Source organism: Arthrobacter oryzae (assembly GCF_030718995.1).
Lineage (GTDB): Bacteria > Actinomycetota > Actinomycetes > Actinomycetales > Micrococcaceae > Arthrobacter > Arthrobacter oryzae_C.
Genome location: NZ_CP132204.1, coordinates 208,103 through 230,741 on the forward strand (window position 1 = coordinate 208,103; position 22,639 = coordinate 230,741).

General features: G+C 63.9%; 18 protein-coding genes. 5 read left to right on the top strand and 13 right to left on the bottom strand.

Translation table 11 applies throughout. The annotated features are described in order from the left end of the window. Nucleotides 1-41 precede the first annotated feature (41 nt). Complete coding sequence (locus tag Q8Z05_RS00955) at nucleotides 42-983, top strand: SGNH/GDSL hydrolase family protein (protein ID WP_305941676.1); 942 nt, start codon at nucleotides 42-44, stop codon at nucleotides 981-983. A gap of 82 nt (nucleotides 984-1,065) precedes the next feature. Here the strand turns inward: Q8Z05_RS00955 and Q8Z05_RS00960 are convergent, their stop codons facing one another. The 5 genes from Q8Z05_RS00960 to Q8Z05_RS00980 all read right to left on the bottom strand — a co-directional run bounded on the left by Q8Z05_RS00960 (nucleotide 1,066) and on the right by Q8Z05_RS00980 (nucleotide 8,571). Beyond that, nucleotides 1,066-2,793, bottom strand: a complete 1,728-nt coding sequence (locus Q8Z05_RS00960) for a dipeptide ABC transporter ATP-binding protein (protein ID WP_305941677.1) — start codon at nucleotides 2,791-2,793, stop codon at nucleotides 1,066-1,068. An 11-nt stretch (nucleotides 2,794-2,804) separates the two neighbouring features. Next, complete coding sequence (locus tag Q8Z05_RS00965) at nucleotides 2,805-3,755, bottom strand: ABC transporter permease (protein ID WP_305941678.1); 951 nt, start codon at nucleotides 3,753-3,755, stop codon at nucleotides 2,805-2,807. Continuing rightward, the gene (locus Q8Z05_RS00970) at nucleotides 3,745-4,674 is read right to left on the bottom strand and encodes an ABC transporter permease (protein WP_305941679.1); all 930 of its coding nucleotides are present in this window, start codon (nucleotides 4,672-4,674) and stop codon (nucleotides 3,745-3,747) included. The genes Q8Z05_RS00965 and Q8Z05_RS00970 overlap by 11 nt, the downstream gene beginning before the upstream one ends. Before the next feature lie 133 nt (nucleotides 4,675-4,807). Further along, a complete protein-coding gene (locus Q8Z05_RS00975) occupies nucleotides 4,808-6,493 on the bottom strand; it encodes a peptide ABC transporter substrate-binding protein (RefSeq protein ID WP_305941680.1) in 1,686 nt (561 codons plus the stop codon). Between the two features lie 239 nt (nucleotides 6,494-6,732). After that, the gene (locus tag Q8Z05_RS00980; RefSeq protein WP_305941681.1) at nucleotides 6,733-8,571 is read right to left on the bottom strand and encodes an ABC transporter ATP-binding protein; all 1,839 of its coding nucleotides are present in this window, start codon (nucleotides 8,569-8,571) and stop codon (nucleotides 6,733-6,735) included. Nucleotides 8,572-8,648: 77 nt separating this feature from the next. Here Q8Z05_RS00980 and Q8Z05_RS00985 point away from each other — a divergent pair, with 77 nt between their 5' ends. Beyond that, nucleotides 8,649-9,278 (top strand): PH domain-containing protein, encoded by a 630-nt coding sequence (locus tag Q8Z05_RS00985; RefSeq protein WP_305941682.1) that lies wholly within the window; start codon nucleotides 8,649-8,651, stop codon nucleotides 9,276-9,278. Nucleotides 9,279-9,302: 24 nt separating this feature from the next. Here Q8Z05_RS00985 and Q8Z05_RS00990 read toward each other — a convergent pair whose 3' ends face one another. The 4 genes from Q8Z05_RS00990 to ychF form a co-directional block, all read right to left on the bottom strand. After that, the gene (locus Q8Z05_RS00990) at nucleotides 9,303-10,403 is read right to left on the bottom strand and encodes an ABC transporter permease (protein ID WP_305941683.1); all 1,101 of its coding nucleotides are present in this window, start codon (nucleotides 10,401-10,403) and stop codon (nucleotides 9,303-9,305) included. Next, complete coding sequence (locus tag Q8Z05_RS00995; protein ID WP_305941684.1) at nucleotides 10,400-11,941, bottom strand: ABC transporter permease; 1,542 nt, start codon at nucleotides 11,939-11,941, stop codon at nucleotides 10,400-10,402. Before Q8Z05_RS00995 ends, Q8Z05_RS00990 begins: the two co-directional genes overlap by 4 nt. Nucleotides 11,942-12,119: 178 nt before the next feature. Further along, a complete protein-coding gene (locus Q8Z05_RS01000; RefSeq protein ID WP_305941685.1) occupies nucleotides 12,120-13,898 on the bottom strand; it encodes an ABC transporter family substrate-binding protein in 1,779 nt (592 codons plus the stop codon). Nucleotides 13,899-14,220: 322 nt separating this feature from the next. Then, nucleotides 14,221-15,306, bottom strand: coding sequence for a redox-regulated ATPase YchF (gene ychF, locus Q8Z05_RS01005; RefSeq protein WP_305941686.1), 1,086 nt, complete (start codon nucleotides 15,304-15,306; stop codon nucleotides 14,221-14,223). A gap of 101 nt (nucleotides 15,307-15,407) precedes the next feature. Between ychF and Q8Z05_RS01010 the strand changes: the two genes are divergently transcribed. After that, the gene (locus Q8Z05_RS01010; RefSeq protein ID WP_305941687.1) at nucleotides 15,408-16,631 is read left to right on the top strand and encodes a DNA recombination protein RmuC; all 1,224 of its coding nucleotides are present in this window, start codon (nucleotides 15,408-15,410) and stop codon (nucleotides 16,629-16,631) included. Between the two features lie 17 nt (nucleotides 16,632-16,648). Here the strand turns inward: Q8Z05_RS01010 and Q8Z05_RS01015 are convergent, their stop codons facing one another. Further along, nucleotides 16,649-17,728, bottom strand: coding sequence for a 4-hydroxy-3-methylbut-2-enyl diphosphate reductase (locus Q8Z05_RS01015; RefSeq protein ID WP_305941688.1), 1,080 nt, complete (start codon nucleotides 17,726-17,728; stop codon nucleotides 16,649-16,651). Between the two features lie 9 nt (nucleotides 17,729-17,737). After that, nucleotides 17,738-18,610, bottom strand: a complete 873-nt coding sequence (locus Q8Z05_RS01020) for a hypothetical protein (protein WP_305941689.1) — start codon at nucleotides 18,608-18,610, stop codon at nucleotides 17,738-17,740. Between the two features lie 226 nt (nucleotides 18,611-18,836). Between Q8Z05_RS01020 and xseA the strand changes: the two genes are divergently transcribed. Continuing rightward, a complete protein-coding gene (gene xseA, locus Q8Z05_RS01025; protein WP_371745963.1) occupies nucleotides 18,837-20,111 on the top strand; it encodes an exodeoxyribonuclease VII large subunit in 1,275 nt (424 codons plus the stop codon). Nucleotides 20,112-20,176: 65 nt separating this feature from the next. Further along, a complete protein-coding gene (locus tag Q8Z05_RS01030) occupies nucleotides 20,177-20,407 on the top strand; it encodes an exodeoxyribonuclease VII small subunit (protein ID WP_305941691.1) in 231 nt (76 codons plus the stop codon). Nucleotides 20,408-20,446: 39 nt separating this feature from the next. Here the strand turns inward: Q8Z05_RS01030 and Q8Z05_RS01035 are convergent, their stop codons facing one another. After that, complete coding sequence (locus Q8Z05_RS01035; protein ID WP_305941692.1) at nucleotides 20,447-21,301, bottom strand: polyphosphate kinase 2 family protein; 855 nt, start codon at nucleotides 21,299-21,301, stop codon at nucleotides 20,447-20,449. A 105-nt stretch (nucleotides 21,302-21,406) separates the two neighbouring features. Next, nucleotides 21,407-22,627, bottom strand: a complete 1,221-nt coding sequence (locus Q8Z05_RS01040) for a pyridoxal phosphate-dependent aminotransferase (protein WP_305941693.1) — start codon at nucleotides 22,625-22,627, stop codon at nucleotides 21,407-21,409. Between the last annotated feature and the right edge of the window lie 12 nt (nucleotides 22,628-22,639).

Sequence of the window (22,639 nt, forward strand, 5' to 3'; positions counted from 1 at the left end):
CATCATTACGGGATAACAGCAAGCCAGCCCGGAGACCATAGATGCGAATCGCCTCAGCTCTGACTCGCTTCGTCGCACCTGTGATCGCCACCGGCGTTCTGATGGCCGGCTGCGGGCAGCCCCCCCAGACACCAGATGCCGCCCCGGCGTCGTCGGTTCCCGCAGCATCCGCAGCCTCACAGCCGCCGGAACAGACGGCCACCAACGCCGCGCCCCGGAAGTCCGCGGCCGCCCCTGTGGCCGCCGAACCCGGCGCGCCGGTGGCCGCAGGCGCGGCACCGAAGGCACAGCTCGCCCCGGAGCCTGATCCGGCAACGATGGTTCCCGGGTCGACCTACCTTAACCCGGCCAACGGCCGCATTGAAGTCATCGTGGCGGACATCAGGCGGACAGCCGTCCTGATCGGGGACTCGCAGTCCGAGCCGGAAGCCGGCTGGCCACGCCAGGGGCTCGCCGGCATGGGCTATAACGTCTTCTTCTGCGGACGCGGCGGCACAGGGTTCGTTGCGGCGAACGGCAAGACCGGAAACTACATCGACGCGCTGCAGCGCGGCGACTGGAAACTCCCCTACGGTTCACCCGGACTCGTGGTCATCCAGGGCGGCGGAAACGATGCCGCCCGCGGAGCCACCGACGCCCAGATCGCGGCCAATGCCGAGCGCCTGATCTCGACGCTCAAGCAGCGATACCCCGGATCCAAGTTCGCCATGATCGGCACCCTGGCCCGCGGCGTCAACTACGGCGGCGGGCGCCGGTCGCAGGTCGATGCACTTCTCGGCACCGTCGCAGCCAAGCACGGCATTCCTTTCGTCAGTGTCGGAGACTGGCTGACGAAGTACAACCTGGCCAAGGAACTTGCCGACGGCGTACACATGAACGACGTCGGCCACAAGGCGCTGGGCACGATCCTCGCCACCAGGCTGATGGAACTGGGGCTCGAGGCTCCGGCCCGGCCGGCCACGTCCGTGCTACCGGTGGGTTGACCCGCCGATAAATGGAGCCGGCCCCCGCCCCTGACGGGCGGAGGCCGGCTCCTTTTCTGCCTACCTACTCAAGGCAACGTGCTCAGGCGACTTCGGGCGGCAGCATCAGCCGGGCACCCGGGATGGCGTTGAGCAACGCCTTGGTGTACTCCCGCTGCGGCGCGTCGAAGACGTCGTCCGTTGAACCGGTTTCCACCAGCTTGCCCTTTTCCATCACACACACGTGGTCCGCGATCTGACGGACCACGGCAAGGTCGTGGGTGATGAACAGGTAGGTCAGTCCCAGCCTGGACTGAAGCTCGGCGAGGAGGTTCAGCACCTGCGCCTGGACCAGTACATCGAGTGCGGAGACCGCTTCGTCGCAGATGATCACCTCAGGGTCAAGCGCCAGTGCACGGGCGATGGCGACGCGCTGGCGCTGGCCGCCGGACAGCTCGTTGGGGTACCGCTGCATGGTGGACTGCGGCAGCGCCACCTGGTCCAGGAGCTCGCGGACCTTCTTCTCGCGGCTGGCCTTGTCACCGATCTTGTGGGTCCGCAGCGGTTCCTCGATGGTCCGGAAGATGTTGTACATCGGATCAAGCGAGCCGTAGGGGTCCTGGAAGATCGGCTGCACACGGCGGCGGAAGGCAAAGATTTCCTTGTTGTTCAGCGTGGACGTATCCACGCCGTCGAATACGATCTTGCCTGACGTGGGCTGCAGGAGGTTCAGCACCATCTGCGCCACGGTGGACTTGCCGGAACCCGACTCCCCCACGATCGCCGTCGTGGTTCCGCGTTTGACGCTGAACGAAACGTCGTCGACGGCGGTGAAGTCCGTGGACTTCCCGAAACCGGACCGCAGCTTGAACACCTTGCGGAGGTTCTGGATCTGCAGCACGTCTTCGGGCATGGTCGGCTCCACCACGATGTCCGCGCCGGAAGCTGCGCCCGGAGCAAGCAGTTCATCCGACTCGACGCCGAGCTCCTTGGCCACTTGGATGCGCCGTGAAGCCAGCGACGGCGCCGAGGCCACCAGGCGCTGAGTGTACGGGTGCTGCGGGTTCTGCAGCAGTTCCAGCGACGGACCCGCTTCCACCACGTTGCCCCGGTACATGACTACCACCTTGTCCGCACGTTCTGCGGCCAGGCCCAGGTCGTGGGTGATGAGGAGCACCGACGTGCCCAGTTCCGAGGTCATGTGTTCAAGGTGATCGAGGATCTGGCGCTGCACCGTCACATCGAGGGCGGAGGTGGGCTCGTCCGCGATGAGCAGCCGGGGCTGGCAGGAGAGGCCGATCGCGATCAGCGCCCGCTGGCGCATGCCGCCGGAGAACTCGTGCGGATACTGCTTCGCACGCCGCTCGGCGTCAGGAAGACCTGCCTGGGCAAGCACTTTCGCAACGTCGGCCGGTCCGCTGGGCCGTCCGTTGGCACGCAGCGTTTCCTTAACCTGGTAACCGATCTTCCACACCGGGTTGAGGTTGGACATCGGGTCCTGCGGGACCATGCCGATGGTGTTGCCGCGCAGCTCGATCATGCGCTTTTCAGGGGCCTGCGAAATGTCTTCGCCGTCCAGCAGGATCTGGCCGCCCGAGACCCTGCCGTTGCCGGGCAGCAGCCCGATCGCGGCCAGCGCTGTCGTCGACTTTCCGGAGCCCGACTCCCCCACGATGGCGACGGTTTCACCCGGCATGATGGTCAGGTGGGCGTTCCGGACGGCCTGGACTTCGCCCGAGCCGGTCTGGAAGGAAATGGCGAGGTCGCGGATTTCCAGGAGCGCCTTTTCCGCCCGGCCGGCCTCGCTGATAATGACGTCGGAAGTTGTCATGGTTGCCTCGTTCATCGTTGGCGGCTCTTCGGGTCAAGGGCGTCGCGCAGGGCATCGCCGAGCATAATGAAGCTCAGGACGGTGACGGACAGCGCCATGGCCGGGTACAGCAGGATGGCCGGGTTGGTGCGGACGGACGACTTGGCGGCGGCGATGTCGTTACCCCAGGACATGATGCTCCCGGGAAGTCCGATGCCGATGAAGGACAGCGTCGCTTCCGCGACAATGAAGACGCCGAGCTCCATGGTGGCCAGGACGATGATCGGCGCGAGTGCGTTGGGCAGCACGTGCCGGACCAGTGAGCCGAGCCGTGAAACGCCCAGCGAACGCGCAGCGGTCACGAAGTCGGCGTTGCGCACTTCGATCACCGCACCGCGCGTAATGCGGGCCATCTGAGGCCAGCCGAGCACCACCAAAACCATGACCACTGTCCAGACGCCCCGGTTTTCACGCATGAACGGCAGCTGGGAAACCACCAGCGCGCCGAGGATGAGGGGCAGTGCGAAGAAGATGTCGCCGAGGCGGGCAATGACGGCGTCAATCCAGCCGCCGTAGAATCCCGCGAGGGCACCGAGCGTGACACCGATGATGAGGACGAACAGCACCGAGAAGACACCAACCATCAGCGATGCCTGGGTCCCGTGGATGATCCGGGAATAGACGTCGCAGCCCTGGAAGGTGAAGCCGAGCGGATGCCCTGCCGCCGGGGCTCCGTCCGAATTCGCCAGCTGGCAGTTGTCATTCGGAGCCACCTGGGTGAACAGGCCCGGAAAGAGCGCCACGATGATGATCAGTGCGATCATCATCGCGGAAATAATGAACAGCGGACGACGGCGGAGCTTGCGCCAGGCATCTGCCCAGAGGCTCAGCGGTGCCTGGTCCGTTTTGAGCGAGTCCGTTGCGAGCAGAGGGGTCTCCTCCACGGGGGCAACGAAGTGCTCGATTTCGCGATTAGTTTTCATAGCGGATCCTTGGATCAAGCCAGGCGTACAGCAAATCGACCAACAGGTTGGCAACGACGAAGACGAGCACCAGCACGCTGACAATCGCAACGACGGTGGGGCCTTCGCTGCGGATGACAGCCTGGAACAGCTTCTGGCCAACGCCGGGGACGTTGAAGATACTTTCCGTGACAATGGCCCCGCCCATCAGGCCGCCGAGGCTGGCGCCCAGGTAGGTGATGACCGGAATCATGGAGTTGCGCAGGATGTGGGTGACCACAACGCGGGGTCGTGACAGGCCCTTCGCGGTGGCGGTGCGCACATAGTCGGCGTTCATGTTTTCGATGACCGATGCGCGGGTGAGCCGGAGGACGTAGGCGAAGGAAACCAATCCCAGCACGGTGGCCGGCAGGATCAGGTTGCCCCAGTCTGCGTTTGCGCCGACCGTGGGTTTGGCCCAGCCCAGCTGCACGCCGATCAACAGCTGCAGGACGAAGCCGAGCACAAAGGTGGGAATGGCGATGACCACGAGGGATGCGACGAGCACCGTCGCATCAAAGATCTTTCCTTTGCGGAGTCCGGCAATGAGGCCGAAGGTCACGCCGAAGACGGCCTGGATGACCAGTGCTTCAACGGCGAGCATGACGGTCACGGGGAAGATCCGGCCCAGGGATGCCGCAATGGGCTGGCCGGTGAAGTCGACGCCGAGGTTGAAGGTGAACAGGTTCTTGAGGAAGAGCCCGTACTGCACCCAGAACGGCTGGTCGAGGTTGTACTGCTGGCGGAGCTGCGCAATAACGGCTTCGCTGGGGGGACGGTCGCCGAAAAGCGCCCGGATCGGGTCGCCGGGAAGGGCGAAGACCATGAAGTAGACGAGCAGCGTGGTTCCGATGAACACCGGAATGATCTGCAGCAGGCGCCGGAGGATGTACTGGATCACAGCAACTCCTCCTGGGCGTTGGTGGGGCTAAGGGGGATCATGTAGGACAGCTTTCGTGCCGGTTCCAAGGCTATGGGGGCCCGGCTTTGTGGCCGAACCCCCATGAGCTTTTGACGTGGATTTGTTCCGAAGACTACTTGGCGGTGATGGCCCAGTACTGCAGAACACCGTTCCAGCCAGCATCTACGTTGCTGACGTTCTGGCTCCAGACGGCCTGGCGTGCGGAGTACCACAGCGGCAGGTTCGGGAGTTCCTCGAAGAGGATTTCCTGGGCCTCGGTGAACTTCTTGTTGGCGTCGTCCGTGGACTTGGCGCCGAGGCCTTCGGTGAGGAGCTTGTCGAACTCGGGGTTCGTGTAGCCCTCATAGTTGGCGCTGGCGTCGGTCTTCAGGAGCGGGCCGAGGAAGTTGTACAGCGACGGGTAATCTGCCTGCCAGCCGGCGCGGGTCAGGCCGGGAAGGCCCTTGGCGGTACGCAGCTTCAGGATTTCAGCGAACTTGGCGAACGGCTGGCCTTCGGCCTTGATTCCCAGGTTGTTCTTGAAGTTGTTGGCAACGGCGTCGATCCATTCCTTGTTGCCGCCGTCGGTGTTGTAGGCAAGCTGCAGGGTCTTGTCCGCCGGCCACGGGCTGATGGCGTCGGCCTGCGTCCACAGTTCCTTCGCCTTGGCGGCGTCGAACTTCAGGACCTCGGAGCCGGCAACATTCTCGTTGTAGCCGTCAACGGCCGGGGAGGTGAAGTCCTTGGCCGGGATGCGGGTGCCGGAGAAGATGACCTTGGTGATCTCTTCGCGGTTGATGGCCATGGACAGCGCCTGGCGGCGGAGCTTGCCCGCTTCGCCCTGGAACTCAGGGAGGTAACCCGGAATGTTCAGGGTGGAGTTGCCCGCGTACGGCTTGTTGAGGTGGTTCTCAGGGAAGTCCGTGGTGTAGGTCTTCAGGGCGTCGGTCGGCAGGACGTCGGTAACGTCGAGGTTGTTGCCCTGGATGTCCGTGTAGGCCGGAGCCGGGTCGGTGTAGAACTTGAAGGTCACGCCGCCGTTCTTGGCAGCACGCGCACCCTGGTAATCAGCGTTCTTGACCAGTTCGATCTGGCTGTCGTGCTGCCAGGCGCCTTCCTTGGCCATCTTGTACGGGCCGTTGCCAACCGGGTTCTCGCCGAACTTCTTCGGGTCCTTGATGGCATCTGCCGGCAGCGGCATGAAGGCGGAATAGCCGAGGCGCAGCGGCCAGTCAGCTTCCGGCTGGGTCAGCTTGACCGTGATGGTTGAATCGTCCTTCAGGGCAAGGCCGGAGAGGGTTTCCGCGGTGGGGGCCGGGACGTCGGTGTCCTTGCCGTCCGCGTCCTTCTCCGTCTTGGTGGCGCTGACTGCGTCGTAGCCTTCGATGGATTCGAAGAAGCTGCTGTTGCTCTGGGCATTGGTGCTCAGGGCGGCAAAGTTCCAGGCGTCAACAAAGCTCTTGGCGGTGACTTCCTCGCCGTTGGTGAACTTGCTGCCGGACTTGACCTTGATGGTGTAGTTCTGGCCGTCCGGGGACTCGATGGACTCGGCCAGCGCGTTGACTGACTTGCCGCTGGGGTCGTAGCTCCGCAGGCCCTCGAACAGAAGCTCGACGACGCGGCCACCATAGACTTCGCCGGTATCGGCGGGCATCAGGGGCTTCTGCGGTTCATTGCTGTACGCAGTGATGACCTTGTTGGGGTCGCCGGCAGCCTGGCTGGCACCGTCCGCGGCGCCGCCTCCGGCGCCGCATCCGGTCAGGGCAAGGGCCGCGATGGCCACCATGCCCAGTGCTTTGGAAGTGCGCGAAAAACGCATTCCGCCTCCTATGAGTTGTGGGAGTTGAGAAGGGAAAGTCTTGTGCTTCCCCGCAGGCCGGGCACAGAGGTGTACTGTGACGTGGCATACATAAGTGAGTAGCGTAACCGCAAATTGTCCAGATGTTGGAACTCTGTTGCCAAACTGTAACTCGGTCACGATTTGACCACTAACGTCAACACCGGAGTATTTCAAGTCACAGGTTACTCAGTGGTAGCCTACACCTGATGTGACGTACGCTACTCCACTCCGCTCGCCAGCAACTGCGCCCGCAACTCCCTCCGCTCACGCTGTTTTTCGGGGTCCGGAAGGGGCACCGCGGCAAGAAGGCGCTGTGTGTAGGGTTCCTGCGGATTGCGCAGGATCTGGTCCCGGGTGCCCTGCTCAACGATCCTGCCCCGCTGCATCACGCAGATGTGGTCGGCCAGCACGTCGACCACTGCCAGGTCATGGGTCACGAAGAGGCAGGCGAACCCGAGTTCTTTCTGGAGGTTCTGGAACAGTTCAAGCACCTTGGCCTGGACCGACACGTCCAGTGCCGATGTCGGTTCGTCGGCCACCATGAGCTTGGGTTTGAGCGACAGCGCCCGCGCGATGCCGACGCGCTGCTTCTGCCCGCCGGACAACTCATGCGGATAACGGTTCCGGTAGCTCCGGGGCAGCTCGACCTGGTCCAGGAGGGCCTCGATACGCTTCTGCAGGGCGCTTCCCTTGGCCTCCCCGGCGAGGAACATGGGTTCGCCGATGCTCTCGCCGATCGGAAGGCGCGGATTCAGCGACGACGACGGGTCCTGGAACACCATGCCGATGTGGCGGCGGACGTGGTGCAGCTGTTTGCCGTTTCTCCTGGCGCCGGAAATGTCCTGGCCAACGACCCGCATCGTGCCGCCAGCGACAGGAAGCAGGCCCACGGCCGCACGGCCAATGGTGGTCTTGCCCGAGCCGGATTCGCCGACCAGCCCAACCACCTGCCCCGGATAGATCACGAGGTTTGCCCCCTCCACGGCCCTGAAGGCAGGCACACGGCCCTGTTTGGGATACTCAATGGCTACATCGGTAAGTTCAAGAACGGGTTCACCCTGGGGCTGTTCTGCGGCCGCCGCAGCAGCAAGCGCCGCAGCGTTGTCCCGCTCGCGGCGGACCAGTTCCTCCGGATCCACCGATTCCAGTTCGGCGTGGGTGGCGGCGGCCAGGGCGGCGGTGACGTCCACCTCCTGCCCTTCCTCCGCACTGCCCTGGCCGAGGTGCGGCACTGCCGCCAGCAGTGCCTGCGTGTATTCGTGCCGGGGGTTGCGGAAGACCTGCTCCGCCGTTCCGGTTTCCACGATTAGCCCCTGCCGCATGACAGCGATCCGGTCTGCAAGGTCCGCCACCACACCCATGTCATGGGTGATGAGCACAATGGCGCTGTCCAGCTTGTTCCGCAGGTTGCGCATGAGGTCCAGAATCTCGGCCTGGACCGTCACGTCCAGGGCTGTGGTGGGCTCGTCGGCAATCAGCAGTTTGGGGTCGCAGGACAGCGACTGCGCAATCATCGCCCTTTGACGCTGGCCGCCGGACAACTGGTGCGGATAGGACTTGAATGCTTTCTCGGGGTCCGGGAGTTCCACCAGTTCCAGCATCCGCAGGGCGCGTTCCTTGGCCTGGTCCGGCGAGACTTCGTTGTGCAGCCGCACCGTCTCCACGATCTGTGCCCCGACCGTGTACACAGGGTTCAGTGCCGTCATGGGTTCCTGGAAGATCACGGCCACGTCCTTGCCGCGCACCGCCCGGATGTTGGCCGGACTGGCTCCGAGGAGCTCTTTCCCGGAAAGGCGGACGCTGCCGGACACCCGGCTGTTGCTGGGCAGGAGGCCCAGCAGCGCCATGGAACTGGCGCTCTTGCCGGATCCGGACTCCCCCACGATGGCCAGGACTTCACCTGCCCTGACTTCGTAATTCAGGCCGATGGCCGCGGGCACCCACTTCTTGTCCACGCCGAAGTCGACGCTGAGGTCGCGGACCTCCAGGACAACTGCTCCCTTGGCCGGATCCTGCGCCGGGGCACTGTCCTGGTTCGGGGTGATGTTGTCAGTCATGACGGGTTCCCTTCCGCCCGGGCCGCGGCTGCACGGGAGATTAGTGCTGCGGCCCGGAATCCTGAATTATTAGGGGCATGAGCAGTGTGCCGCACGCCGGAAATGTTGAAGTCTTCAAAGCCAGCACGAACAAGTGGTTCGCCTGGCTTTCCTGGCTCGTCGCAGCCCTTGGCCTGGTGGTCACTGCGGCGGCCGGCGGGCCGGCCGCCTTGGTGGGTGCGGGCCCGCTGCTGCTGATCGGTTTTCTCGGCTGGCTGCTCTTCTGGATGCCTTCCGTGGTGGTCCACGACGGCGGCATCACCTTGGAGAATCCGTTCCGGTCCGTTGACGTGCCGTGGGCGGCCCTGGTTAATGTTGATACCCGGTACGCCCTGACCCTCGTTACTCCGGCCAGGAACTATGTCTCCTGGGCTGCACCGGCGCCGGGAATCTGGGGCGGCCGGAACGCCCGCCCTGAGGACCTCAAGGGCCTGCCCTCCGCAACGTATGGACCGGGGAAGTCCGTTCGCCCGGGTGACCTGAAGACCACCGACTCCGGCCAGGCCGCCCGGCTGGTCCGCGGGCGCTGGGAGGCATTGGTCGAAGCGGGTGCCGTGGACGCCGGCAACGCTGAAACAACGGCTGTTAGGGTGACATTCCGGTGGACGGCACTGGCCGCCACCGCCGTCCTCCTGGCGGCCAGCTACTGGGGTGTCGCAGTTCCCTAGGGCCGATGCCTGATAAGAGCGCATTCAGTCGCCTGCGGGCTCGTCGGCTGCGGCAGTCGGAATCCTGCCCGGTTCGCCGGACTTCCGGGTCTCCTTGGCCTTCTTGGCGTTGAACTTCTTCTGCCTCGGATCGAAGGCATCCCGCAATCCGTCGCCAATGAAGTTGATGCTGAGGCAGATCAGGACAATGAAGAGGCCCGGGAACCAGAACAACCAGGGCCGGGTGGCGAATGCTTCCTGGTTTTGTGAAATGAGCAGGCCCAGGGAAGTGTCCGGGGATTTTACGCCGACGCCCAGATAGCTCAGGGCCGTCTCCAGGAGGATCGCGGCGGACATGGTCAGGGTCACGTTGACGATCAGCACGCCGATGGCGTTGGGCAGGATGTGCTTGAAAATGATCCGTGAATTGCTGGCGCCCGAGATGCGTGCCGCATCAACGAACTCCCGCTCACGCAGGGTGAGGAACTCTCCGCGCATCAGCCGGGCGAGGCCGACCCAACTGACGAGGCCCAGGAAGATTCCGAGGATCAAAATGCCGTTGCTGGCCGCGAAGCCCGAAAACCAGCCTCCCTGGTCCCGGCGGTTGACGCTCTGGGCCACGACGGCGGCGAGCAGCAGTACAGGGATGATGATGATGACGTCGGTGATCCGCATCAGGATGGCTTCCACCCAGCCGCGGAAGTATCCGGACAGTCCGCCCACTACAGTGCCCAGCAGGCCCGCGATGGTGCCGATCAGGAGCATGATGGTGATGGACTGCTGGGCTCCGCGCATGGTCATGGCGAAAAGGTCGCGCCCGATCCGGTCCTGCCCGAACGGGTGCTCACCCCAGGCCGGCGGCAACAGCGATGCGGTTGGAACGCCGTCGTTGACAAGCGGTGAGACGTCCAGATGGTCGTATTTCCACCAGCCCGGGATCCCTGCCCAGCCCACGGAGGTGAAGGCCATCAGGAAGATGACGGCGAAAATGAACAGGCCGGCGATGGCTCCGCTATGTCCGAGGAACCGCTTACGGACAATCTGCCCCTGGCTCAGTCCTTTCGCATCGGGCTCGAGGGGTGCGCCCGGGGGCCTGGGGTGCGAGTGTTCGGCGAGGAATTCTTCCTGCTGGGTGGGCTGGCTCATGCCTTAATCCTTACGCGGGGATCGAGTGCGGAATACGCAAGGTCTGCTATCAGGTTGAACACCATCGCGGTGACCGCCACGCAGACGAAGACGCCCATGACGGGATTCGGGTCGGTGTGCATGATGCCGTCCAGGAACAGGAACCCCATGCCGCGCACGGAGAACACCGTCTCCGTGATGACGGCCCCGCCGATGAGCGCCCCGATATCAAAGGCCACGATCGTTGCAATCGGAATCAGCGCGTTGCGGAAAGCGTGGCCCATCACCACGGACCGTTCGGAAAGACCCTTGGCACGGGCTGTCCTGATGTAATCCATGTTCATGATTTCCAGCATGGAGGACCTGGTGAACCGCGTGTAGCTGGCCAGCGAAACAAGGATGAGGGCCATGGTGGGCAGTATCAGGTGTGTAAAGGTGTCCAGGGTCAGGATCCAGAAGTCGCCCTGGATGTTGGGGGTGCCTGCCCCGATGGTGGCGATCGGCCTGCCGCGCACCCTACTGTTGCTGAAGTAGCTGGGCCAGGCCTGCATAAAGCGGTCCATCAGGATAAGTCCGCCCACCAGGAACGCGGTAATTCCGGCAGCCCGCATCGACTGGCCCCGGTCGTAGCCTCCCATCAGGTAGCCCGTTCCAACGCCCACGCCGATTGTCGCGACGGCCAGGAGCACGATCATGAGCGCTGTCGCCTGGTTCAGGAGCGGCTGGACGGCGAAGTACGCAACCAATCCGATCCCCACCACGATGAGCGATGCCTGTAGCGCCTTCCTATTCTTCAGCCCGGCCACCAAAAGCGTCACGGCGAACGCGAGGCCCACACCGGCAATCGCAATGACCACCGGACCAAGGCCGGGATTCCGGAACCATTGGACAACGGAGAAGTAGATCAGGATGAGGCTGACCGCGAGGAACACTATGCCGCCAGACACGAGCCGGCGGCGCGCCTCGCCGCCGACGGCTACGGCAACGATCAGGCCCGCGACGGCGCCAATGCCGAGTGCCACCGGCAGTGGAATTTCGGGATTGCGGAGGAAATCGTTGAACCCGATGGCTCCGTATTCCTTCAGCAGCACCGCGACCCAGAAGATGGGCAGGGAGAAAAACAGGAACGCCATGAAAGTCACGCCGTAGTCCAGCGCACTGTACTGCCGCAGTGCCGTGATGATGCCGAGGGCAATGCCGATAAGAATGGCCAGGATCGTGGCCCCGGTGACGAGTGTGAGGGTCTGCACCAGCGCGAACCCCAGGGCTTCGGTAATCGGCTGGCCGGCGATGTTCTTGCCCAGGTCGCAGGAACCACCGAAGGGAACCAGGCACCTGGCTGCTCCGCCAAGCCACTTGAAGTACCGGAGCGGTGCCGGGGTATCCAGGTCAAGGAGCTGGCTGCGTGAGTCCATCAGCTGTTGTTTGTTCGGGGCGCTGCTGGCGCGGAACTCCTCCAGTGGATCCCCTGACGACGCTGTCAGGAGGTACACGAGGAATGATGCCCCGAGAAGTATGAGTGCGGCCGTAATCAGCCGCCGGACGATGTACGTCACCATGGTGGGAAGCCTCTATATCCGGGCCGGGATCTCACCGGGCCCATCGCAGAATCAGTCCGGCTTCCCGCATGAGGTGGGCGGAAAACCGGCAGAATGCCGGTGGTGCCGGAGAAGGCGCCGGGACGTTGATGCATGTGTCCCGGCGCCTTCTCCTGCTGTTCACTCGCTGAGCGGGGCTTTACTTCTCAGCCCACTCCCAGAAGTTCCACCAGACACCGGTCTGGTTCGGCATGAACTTCACGCCCGTGATGCGGTCGCTGTAGGCGTCCACTCCTACGGACTGGAAGAGCGGAAGGCCGTAAGCGGACTCCCAGATCTTCTTGTCGATCTGCGTAATCAGCTCGTCCTGCTTGCTGCGGTCGGTGGTGACGATCAGCTCATCCATCAGCTTGTCGGCTTCCGGATCGCTGAACAGGTTGAAGTTGGAGCCGTTGCCGCTGCGGAAGATCTGCGGCACGCCGGATACACCCACGCCCGGGTTGATCCAGCCGAAGATGGTGGCATCGTAGCTGCCGTCGCCCAGGGCCTTGCCCCAGTCGGAGGCACCCAGTCCGCCGTCAACGATCTTGAAGCCGGCCTTGGTGGCAGATTCGCGGATCAGGGAGAAGGCGTCAACGCGGTTGGGGTTGTCCTTGTTGTACATGATCCGGACCTCGGGAGTCTTGCCGGCAAGGAGTGCCTTGGCGCCGTCAATGTCCACATCCTGGTATGCCGAAGAACCGTTGTTCTTTGCGGATTCCTCATAGGCTGCTTGGGCCGGAACGAAGAGCTGCGAGTCGAGCGGCTTGGCTTCCGGATCGAGCTTCTTCACGATCTTGTCGACGATGTCCTTGCGCGGGACCGTCTTCATGAAAGCTTCGCGGACGCTCTTCTCGGCGAACGGACCCGAGTAGTTCAGGTCGATGTGGTCGTAGGAGAGCTGGTTGCCCTGTTCCACAGTGACGCCCTGGCTCTCAAGCGCCTTCAGCTGCTCGATGGTGTCTGCCGAGGCCTGCGGAGCGATGATGTCGGCTTCGCCGTTCTTCAGTGCCTGGACCTGCGCCGGGGCGGAACCGATGTAGCGGACGGTGATCTCGTCCAGGCTCGCTTCCGGGCCCCAGTTGTAGTCCTTGTTGCGGACCATGGTCAGCGACTGGTCCTGGGTGATGCTCTTGACAATGTAGGGGCCGTTGGACAGGTAAAGGCTGGGATCGGAAGGCAGGGTCTTCGTGTCGAAACCGGTGTTCCAAAGGTCAGCCATGGCCTTCAGCTTCTCGTCGGCGGGCTTCGGTGCCTTGGCATCGCCCTTCGGCTTTTCCTTCAGGTAGTCCACGAATGCCTTGGCGTCAGTGAGGCCGGCACCCTTGGCCAGGACATGCGCCGCAATGTCGATGCCCGGACCGCCGAGAACGGTTTCCCAGTCAGCGAACGGCTTGGAGTACTTGATGGTCATGGAGCGGTTGTCGTCACCGAGCTCGGGGAAGTCAGTGAGCTTGAGTCCGGTGGGGTCCCCGGCGTAGGAGAAGTACTGCGTACCCGTCTTCGCCTCCGAGTCGACGTCATCGTAGTACCCCGAGAATGCTGCCCACTGCAGCAGGAGGTCAGCCGCCGTCACCGGAGTGCCGTCGGACCATTTCACGCCCTCATTGATGGTGTACTTCACCGTCAGCGGGTCATCGGAAGTCTTTTCCATCTTGCCGAACTTCTCGTTGCGCACAACGTTCAGCTGGTTGTCGATGTAGTAGAAACCCGAGTGGGTGGCATAGCTGATCTTCGAGTTGATGTCCGTGTTGCCATCGGCAGTATTCGGGTTGAACGTGTTGAACGCGTTCACCTCGACCACCGTGGCTGAACCACCCTGTTTGCCGGCAGTAGCGCTTGACGGGGTTGACCCGCCGCTGTTGCCGGCGCAGGCGCTGAGAGCTAGCGCGGCTGCAGCCGCGACGCCTACCGCTTTGGAAATACGACCTAAGCGCATTCCGCCTCCTATGTTTCTGTGGTGTTGAAAAGACCGCCGCTGTAGGCGCCGGCCAGACCGCCCATTCCCCCAGTGAGAATGTGGCTCGTCTCACATGAGCAGTAGCCTAGACCCGAAAAGTATGCCCATGGGACCAAAGTTGCCCATGGGTAAAGGTTGTTACCGAGCTGCAACAAAGTACCTGCGGAACCGTTTTCATCAGGGGTGAAGGACGAGGTGCAAAAGCAGTCCGTAACCCGTCCTATGACGACAGAAAGCCCCGATTCCGAGGAATCGGGGCTTTCACCGTTAATGCTCTAGTCGCCGGCGGTGGCTGGTCCTGCTACACGTTGAAGCGGAACTCGACGACGTCGCCGTCGGCCATGACATATTCCTTGCCTTCGATCCTGACCTTGCCCCGGGCCTTTGCCTCAGCCATGGAGCCGGCCTCGATGAGGTCGTCGAAAGAAACAACTTCGGCCTTGATGAAACCGCGCTGGAAATCCGAGTGGATGACGCCCGCTGCCTGCGGGGCGGTGTCCCCCTGGTGGATGGTCCAGGCACGGGTTTCCTTGGGACCGGCGGTGAGGTAGGTCTGCAGTCCCAGCGTGTGGAAGCCGACGCGCGCCAGCTGGTCGAGGCCGGACTCGTCCTGACCGTTCATCTCCAGCATCTCGCGGGCTTCTTCCTCGTCCAGTTCCACGAGGTCGGATTCCAGCTTGGCGTCCAGGAAGACGGCGTCCGCCGGAGCAACCATGGCGCGCAGTTCTTCCTGTTTCTCGGGGTTGCCCAGAATTCCTTCGTCAGAGTTGAAGACGTAGATGAAGGGCTTGGCCGTCAACAGGCCGAGCTCCTTGAGGTGCTCCATCTCGAGCTTGTCGCTCTTGATCGAGGAGAAGATGGTGTCGCCGCGTTCGAGCACGGTCTGCGCCGCCTTGATGGCTGCGAGTTCTGCGGCGTCGCGCTTTTTGATCTTGACTTCTTTTTCGATCCGCGGAATGGCGTTTTCGATGGTCTGAAGGTCAGCCAGGATCAGTTCGGTGTTGATGGTCTCCATGTCGGAGCGGGGATCCACCTTGCCGTCAACGTGGATGACGTCAGGGTCATCGAACACGCGGACAACCTGCGCGATGGCCTCGGCTTCGCGGATGTTTGCGAGGAACTTGTTGCCCAGGCCTTCGCCCTCCGATGCGCCCTTGACGATCCCGGCGATGTCGACGAACGACACCGGAGCAGGCAGCAGGCGCTGCGATCCGAAGACGGCGGCCAGTTTGGCAAGCCGCGGGTCCGGGAGGTTGACCACGCCGACGTTCGGCTCAATCGTGGCGAACGGATAGTTCGCCGCGAGCACCTGGTTGCGGGTCAGTGCGTTGAAAAGGGTTGATTTGCCGACGTTGGGCAGTCCGACGATGCCAATAGTAAGAGCCACGAGCACTAATTCTACCGGTAATCGGGCCCGCCCCTTATCTGCCGCCTGGTGTGCAGTGCGTCTGCGCAAAAAATGTCAGAGGCCCGTGCCACAGTGAACCCATGGACGCTTTTGCACTGATACTTGCCCTGTTAATGCTGATTCTCGGCGCCGTGATCGGCGCCGCCTGCAGTTATATGGTGCTCCGGCGGCGGAGCGTGGCCCTGGAGCAGGATTTCGACGGCGTCTCGGCCCGCCTTTCGGAGGTCAACGCCCAGTTCGCGGCGGCCGACGCCGAGCGGCGCCTTCTGGCGGTTCAGAACCGGGAGCTGGGCGAGTCACGCAACCAGGACGGCAGCGTCCTCCGGGCCCTTGCTCCTGTGGCGGAGAAGCTCACCGCAGTGCAGCAGCAGGTGTCCCTGCTCGAACGCGACCGCCTGGAACAGTACGGACAGCTGGCGCAGCAACTGCAGGAGGCCCGCCTCTCCGACGAACAGCTTCTCCGCTCAACCCATGCCCTGGAGTCCGCCCTGCGGTCCAACAGCGCCCGCGGCCAGTGGGGCGAAGTCCAGTTGCGGCGGGTTGTGGAGGCCGCCGGCATGCTCCGCCACGTGGATTTCCACGAGCAGCAGCACAGCACGGGTGCGGGCGCGGGCGCGGGCGCCGCCGTACGGCCGGACCTCGTGGTGCAACTTCCGGGGCAGAAGCAACTGGTGGTCGACGCAAAGGTGCCCCTGGCGTCCTACCTTGAGGCCCAGGATCTGGGGACCCCGGCGGGACGCCAGCAGCACGGGCACTCGATTAACGGCCAGAACGCGTTGCTGGCAGCACATGCCAAGGCCCTCAAGGCCCACGTGGACGCCCTGAGCAACAAGAAGTACTGGGACATTCCCGGCAATTCGCCGGAACTCGTGATCTGCTTCCTGCCGGCAGAATCCATCCTGGCGGCCGCGCTGGCGGCGGACCCCGGCCTCCTGGACTACGCGCTGACGAAGAACGTGGTGCTGGCGTCCCCTGGCACCCTGCTGGCCGTTTTGAAGTCCGTGGCATTCACCTGGCGCCAGGACGTGCTGACAGACAGTGCCCGGGAGCTGTTCGAGCTGGCGCGGCAACTCTACGAGCGGATGGGAACGCTCGGCGACAACGTGACCAAGCTGGGGTCGTCGCTTAAGACGTCCGTGGACCGTTACAACTCGATGGTGGGGACACTGGAAGCACGTGTGCTTCCCACGGCACGAAAGCTCAACGCGCTTGAAGCGGAGGGACTGGTGACGCCGCCTGCGATCGACGTGACGCCCCGGTCGGTGGCTGCGCCGGAACTCCAGTCGGAAGAGTCAGCCGCGTAGCCCGCAGCCGGCGGCAGTCAGACCCGCGCCCCGCGCCCGCCCAGGGCGCGGGTCACGTCGCCGGATTTCTTCAGCGTTGCGCGAAGCTCCTTGGGAAGCGAGAAGAGCAGGTCTTCCTCGGCCGTGACCACTTCTTCCACAGCGCCGTAGCCGTAGTCGGCGAGGAGCCGGAGCACGTCCTTCACCAGCACCTCCGGAACGGACGCACCGGACGTCACGCCGACTGTGGCGACGCCCTCGAACCAGGCCTCGTCCACTTCGTTGGCGAAGTCGACGCGGTAGGAGGCCTTGGCCCCGTATTCCAGGGCAACCTCCACGAGACGGACGGAGTTGGAGGAGTTGGCGGAGCCCACCACAATAACCAGGTCGGCCTGCGGGGAGATCTTCTTGATGGCCACCTGGCGGTTGGTGGTGGCATAGCAGATGTCGTCGCTGGGCGGATCCTGCAGCGTCGGAAAGCGTTCCTTCAGCAGCCGGACCGTTTCCATCGTTTCGTCCACGCTCAGTGTGGTCTGCGAAAGCCAGATGACCTTTTCCGGATCCCGGACCGTCACCTTGTCAACTTCGTGCGGGCCGTTGATGATCTGGATGTGCTCCGGTGCCTCCCCGGCAGTTCCTTCGACTTCCTCGTGGCCGTCATGGCCGATCAGGAGGATGTCGAAGTCGTCCTTCGCGAAACGGACAGCTTCCCGGTGCACCTTGGTCACCAGCGGGCACGTCGCATCAATGGTGCGGAGCCCGCGGTCCTCTGCGGACTGCACCACGGCCGGCGATACCCCGTGGGCCGAGAAGATCACCAGGGCGCCTTCGGGGACTTCATCGGTCTCATCTACGAAGATGGCGCCTTTTTCCTCGAGCGAGCTCACGACGTGGACGTTGTGGACGATCTGCTTACGCACGTAGACGGGCGGACCGTAATGTTCCAGTGCCTTCTCCACCGCGATGACGGCCCGGTCCACTCCGGCGCAGTAGCCGCGGGGGGCCGCAAGCAGCACCTTTTTGGGACCTGACACCGGGGCCGCAGCCAGCACGTCCTCAGGCGAACGGCGCCTGCGTGGAATTGAAGGCATGGGGATGGAGACAGCTGAGGAGGTCATTGTTCAATGCTACCGGGAACGCTGGTCGCCGCTTGTGCGGCCCGCAACGGCGCCGGCAACAATGCGGAGAATGACGCCCGCCACGATGAGGACGGCACCGGCAATAAGGGTTGCCACGATCCACTGTCCGAACCGCTCGGACGATGCCGCCACGAATTCGCTCTTGAAGATGTCCGCCACCTCGTTGCCGCTGGCCGTCCCGCCCACCGCGAGGCCCGCCGCGTCGGAGCCGAGTTTCCAGACCGCTGCCAGCACCAGCGCTCCGAGCCCCGTGCCCACGAGCACAGTCCAGCGCCGACGTGCGGCAATGAGGGCAAGCAGAAGGGCGATCGCCGAGCCGGCCGCCAGTGCATACCCCATGGGGGCATAGGCCGAAACCTGGTCCACGAGCTGGCGCTGGCTCGGTTGCCCGATGTCGATGAGAGTTTGGTCCGGCGCGTCCAGCGGAACGTTGGTTGCCTCGGAGATCTGCCGGGTCAGCAGCCCCACCAAAGGGGCCACATCCAGGGTGAGGGACGTCGATGGTTCAGTCTCCGGGCTGGCGGCCCCGGGCGCCGGGAAATTGAGCCGGTGGCTCTTCCTCAGCGTTTCCTCCCATGCCGCCGGATATCCGGGGAGCGTGATCAGTGAGCTGGCGGCAGAGTCAAGGATCGGCTGGACAAGTTCCGCGAACGGTTCAGGAATTCCCGCTGCCGGATCAATGCTGCCGACCGCTGCCGAAGCCAGTCGTTCCTGGAAGACGGTGTCTTTGCCGAGCGGGGCGGCGAGGGAAACAAAGCCGTCCTCCTGCACAATGTTCCGGTCCACCCAGATGGCCGGAACGGAGACTGCGGCCAGCAGCAGTCCAAGGATGACGGCGGCAGCTGAGACAAAAGTGCGCAAGGGATTCCTCGGTTGTGGTTGGCGGTACTGCCATCCTAGGGGTGCCGGCCGGGAAGCAAAAATGTCGGCGGACAGTGGTAGAGCTATGGATAGAGTTGATTCGGTCTGGTGCCATTCCGCTTTGATGCCACGCCGTTTTGATGCCATTCCGTTTTGCACTGCCACCCGCGAAGGATTCCCATGCCCCAGGCTCCCTCCCCGTCACGGTCCCGCCGTGGCTGACAACATGCCCGCGGCCACCACGGTTCCTGCTACGGCCGCCGAAACGAGTCCGGACAATCCCTGGCCCCTGCAGCTGCTGTCCCAGAAACTCAAAGCCCACATTGACCGGACCCCCGCGGCCTGGGTGGAGGGCCAGGTCATTGAGCTGAACCGACGCGGCGGCAGCGCCTTCATGACACTCCGGGATGTGGACGCCGAGATTTCCCTGCCCGCCTCCATCTGGTCGAATGTGCTGGATCGCCAGGAGGTTCCCCTGGAACGGGGCTCCCGGGTCGTGGCGCTCCTGAAGGCCGAATTCTGGCTCAAGACCGGACGCCTGAACATGTCGGTCAAGGACATCCGGCCGGTGGGACTCGGCGACCTGCTGGCGCGGATTGAGCGGCTCCGCCACGCGCTTTCCGCGGAAGGACTCTTTGCGGATTCCCGGAAGAAGCGCCTCCCGCTCCTCCCCCACCGCATCGGGCTGATCACCGGCCGCGATTCCGATGCGAAGAAGGACGTGCTGCGCAATGCCGCACTCCGGTGGCCCGCCGTCGAATTCGAGGTCCGGGAAGTCGCGGTGCAAGGAGCCACTGCCGTCTCCCAGATCATGGGTGCCCTGCGGGAACTCGATGCTGACCCGCACGTTGACGTCATTGTGATTGCCCGCGGCGGCGGTGCCCTTGAGGACCTTCTCCCCTTCAGTAATGAGGAGCTGATCAGGGCGGTGTCCAACGCGTCCACCCCGGTGGTCAGCGCCATAGGCCACGAAGCGGACCGCCCCATCCTGGACGACGTTGCGGACCTTCGGGCCTCCACGCCCACGGACGCCGCCAAGCGGATCGTTCCCGACGTGACGGAGGAGCTTGCGAGGGTACGGCAGGCCCGGGACCAGCTGCGGCGCGGGGTGAACCGGCTGGTGGATCGGGAATCCGACCGGCTGGCCTCCCTGCATTCGCGGCCCGTACTGGCGGCGCCTGAGGTCATGGTCAGTGCCCGCGCCGAAGACGTGGCACGGCTCAGCAGCCGCTCCCGTGCAGCCATCGGCGCGGCCGTCCTGAGGGGCGCCGACCAGATCCTCCACCTGCGCAACCAGGTGCGCTCGCTCTCCCCGCAACAGACGCTGGACCGGGGCTACGCCGTGGTCCAGGCCGCCGGCGCGGGCAAGGACGCAGACGCTCAGCGGGAAGTCGTCCGGCACCCTAGGCAGGCTCCTGAGGGCTCGGACCTTTTCGTCCGGGTTGCGGGCGGCAGCTTCAACGCCCGGTCCACGGGCGGCCACCGGATGACGGGCAGCTGAACCGGTCCTGCGCCGGAGGCAAACCGGCGACGTCCATCCATTTACCACCAGCAGGGAGCAACACATTGGCAGCAGAACAGAATCCGAATGCGGACATCGAAGCACTCAGCTACGAGGAGGCCCGGGAGCAACTCGTCGCCGTCGTCGGCAAGCTGGAGGCCGGCGGCGCCAGCCTGGAGGACTCACTCGCGCTGTGGGAGCGGGGCGAAGCCCTGGCCAGGCGCTGTGAGGACTGGCTGGAGGGCGCCCGCAAACGGCTGGCCGCCGCCCGGAACCAGGCGGGGCCGGAGTCTTAGCCCCCAGGGCTTCACCAGACCCGGCGGAACCGGATCCCGTCAGGACCGTTCCACCAGGCTGCGCTCAAGGGCGACGTCGAACTCTGCCTTGGGCCACTGAAGGTGGAGGTCTTCCATGGCCTGGAGCAGCAGCTGCTGCACGGCGATCCGCGCGTACCACTTCTTGTTCGCGGGGACCACATGCCAAGGCGCCACCTCGGTGTGGGTGTTGTCGAATGCCGCCTGGTAAGCGGCCATGTAGTCGTCCCAGAACGCGCGTTCCTTCAGGTCGCCGCTGCTGTACTTCCAGTGCTTCGAGGGATCGTCCAGGCGGGCGAGCAGCCGGGCTTTCTGTTCGTCCCGGCTGATATTCAGCATCACCTTGACGATCCGGGTGCCGGTGTCTGTCAGCCTGGCTTCAAATTCGTTAATCGCCACGTAGCGTCGCTCGATCTCGGCCGGAGAGGCCCAGCCGCGGACCCGGTGTATGAGGACATCCTCATAATGCGAGCGGTCGAAGACACCCACCATTCCCGCCGCCGGCACTTCCTTCTCGATCCGCCACAGGAAGTCGTAGGATTTCTCCTCGTCGGTGGGAGCCTTGAACGCCTTGAGCTGCACGCCCTGCGGGTCCATGGCACCCACCACGTGGGCCACGATGCCGCCTTTTCCGGCCGTGTCCATGGCTTGCAGGATCAGGAGGATGCGCTTGTTGCCGCCAAATTTGGCTTCGGCGAAAAGCTGCTCCTGGAGCGTGGCAAGTTTGCCGTCGAGTTCGGCCAGGAGGGCCTGCCCGTCGGATTTTCCGCCGGGAAATCCGGGGGTGGAATCAGGGTCCACATCGGCCAGCTTGAATCCATCACCTGCCGCCAGGGTCCCGGAGGGGTGTTCGTCGAATGTTTCAATGCTTGCCATGGGAAGCCTTCCGCCGAGGTGTCGCCAGTCCGGATGGCCGCGTCCCCGCGCCCGCATCCGACTGCCGCCGCCCGGGATCCACCGGGCGGCGTTGCTGACATCAGGCTAGTTCCCCTGGTACCGGCTCAGGAAGTCCCCCATGCGGCCAATTGCCTCTTCGATGTCCTTTACGTTGGGCAGCGTGACCATCCGGAAGTGGTCCGGCCGCACCCAGTTGAAGGCGCGTCCGTGGGAGACCAGGATCTTCTGCTCGCGGAGCAGGTCCAGGACGAATTTTTCGTCGTCGCGGATATGGAAGTAGTCGGGGTCCAGTTTCGGGAACAAGTACAGTGCTCCCCTGGCCTGCTGCGTGCTGACGCCGGGGATGGCGTTGAGCAGGTCGTACGCTTTGTTCCGTTGTTCCAGCAGGCGCCCGCCGGGCAGGATCAGGTCGTTGATGCTCTGGTATCCGCCCAATGCGGTCTGGATCGCATGCTGGGCGGGAACGTTGGCGCACAGACGCATGTTGGCCAGCAGGCTGATGCCTTCAAGGTAGTCGGCGGCGTCCTTCTTCGGCCCGGAAATTGCCATCCAGCCCGCCCGGTAGCCGCACACGCGGTAGGCCTTGGACAGCCCGCTGAACGTCAGGCACAGGACGTCGTCGCCGGTCAGGCCGGCCAGGTTCACGTGGACGGCGTCCTCGTACAGGATCTTTTCGTAGATTTCATCGGCGAAAAGCACCAGCCCGTGCTTCTCGGCGAGAGCCACGATCTTCTTGAGGGTCTCCTCGGGATACACCGCACCGGTGGGATTGTTCGGGTTGATCACCACGATTCCCTTGGTCCGCGGAGTGATCTTCGATTCAAGGTCCTCCAGGTCCGGCTGCCAGCCGGATTCCTCGTCACAGAGGTAGTGCACGGGCCGCCCGCTGGCGAGTGCCACGGAGGCAGTCCACAGCGGGTAGTCCGGCGTGGGGATGAGAACCTCGTCGCCGTCGTCGAGGAGCGCCATGAGCGACATGGTGATGAGCTCGCTGACGCCGTTGCCGAGGTAGATGTCGTCGACATGGATGTTCTGGATGCCGCGGGTCTGGTAGTACTGCGAAACAGCGGTGCGGGCGGAGAATATGCCGCGGGAATCGCTGTATCCCTGCGCGTGCGGCAGGTGGCGGATCATGTCCACCAGGATGGCGTCCGGCGCTTCAAACCCGAACGGGGCCGGGTTTCCGATGTTCAGTTTGAGGATGCGGTGTCCCTCTGCCTCCATCTGCTGGGCGGCCTGAAGAATCGGTCCACGGATGTCGTAGAGGACATTATGAAGCTTGGTGGACTGCTTGAATTCTGCCATCCATCAAATATG

Excerpts from the sequence above, each read along its gene's own strand:
- Q8Z05_RS00955 (WP_305941676.1), top strand. The coding sequence starts at position 42 with ATGCGAATCGCCTCAGCTCTGACTCGCTTCGTCGCACCTGTGATCGCC.
- Q8Z05_RS00960 (WP_305941677.1), bottom strand. The coding sequence starts at position 2,793 with ATGACAACTTCCGACGTCATTATCAGCGAGGCCGGCCGGGCGGAAAAG.
- Q8Z05_RS00965 (WP_305941678.1), bottom strand. The coding sequence starts at position 3,755 with ATGAAAACTAATCGCGAAATCGAGCACTTCGTTGCCCCCGTGGAGGAG.
- Q8Z05_RS00975 (WP_305941680.1), bottom strand. The coding sequence starts at position 6,493 with ATGCGTTTTTCGCGCACTTCCAAAGCACTGGGCATGGTGGCCATCGCG.
- Q8Z05_RS00980 (WP_305941681.1), bottom strand. The coding sequence starts at position 8,571 with ATGACTGACAACATCACCCCGAACCAGGACAGTGCCCCGGCGCAGGAT.
- Q8Z05_RS00985 (WP_305941682.1), top strand. The coding sequence starts at position 8,649 with ATGAGCAGTGTGCCGCACGCCGGAAATGTTGAAGTCTTCAAAGCCAGC.
- Q8Z05_RS00990 (WP_305941683.1), bottom strand. The coding sequence starts at position 10,403 with ATGAGCCAGCCCACCCAGCAGGAAGAATTCCTCGCCGAACACTCGCAC.
- Q8Z05_RS00995 (WP_305941684.1), bottom strand. The coding sequence starts at position 11,941 with ATGGTGACGTACATCGTCCGGCGGCTGATTACGGCCGCACTCATACTT.
- Q8Z05_RS01000 (WP_305941685.1), bottom strand. The coding sequence starts at position 13,898 with ATGCGCTTAGGTCGTATTTCCAAAGCGGTAGGCGTCGCGGCTGCAGCC.
- Q8Z05_RS01010 (WP_305941687.1), top strand. The coding sequence starts at position 15,408 with ATGGACGCTTTTGCACTGATACTTGCCCTGTTAATGCTGATTCTCGGC.
- Q8Z05_RS01015 (WP_305941688.1), bottom strand. The coding sequence starts at position 17,728 with ATGACCTCCTCAGCTGTCTCCATCCCCATGCCTTCAATTCCACGCAGG.
- xseA (WP_371745963.1), top strand. The coding sequence starts at position 18,837 with ATGCCCGCGGCCACCACGGTTCCTGCTACGGCCGCCGAAACGAGTCCG.
- Q8Z05_RS01035 (WP_305941692.1), bottom strand. The coding sequence starts at position 21,301 with ATGGCAAGCATTGAAACATTCGACGAACACCCCTCCGGGACCCTGGCG.
- Q8Z05_RS01040 (WP_305941693.1), bottom strand. The coding sequence starts at position 22,627 with ATGGCAGAATTCAAGCAGTCCACCAAGCTTCATAATGTCCTCTACGAC.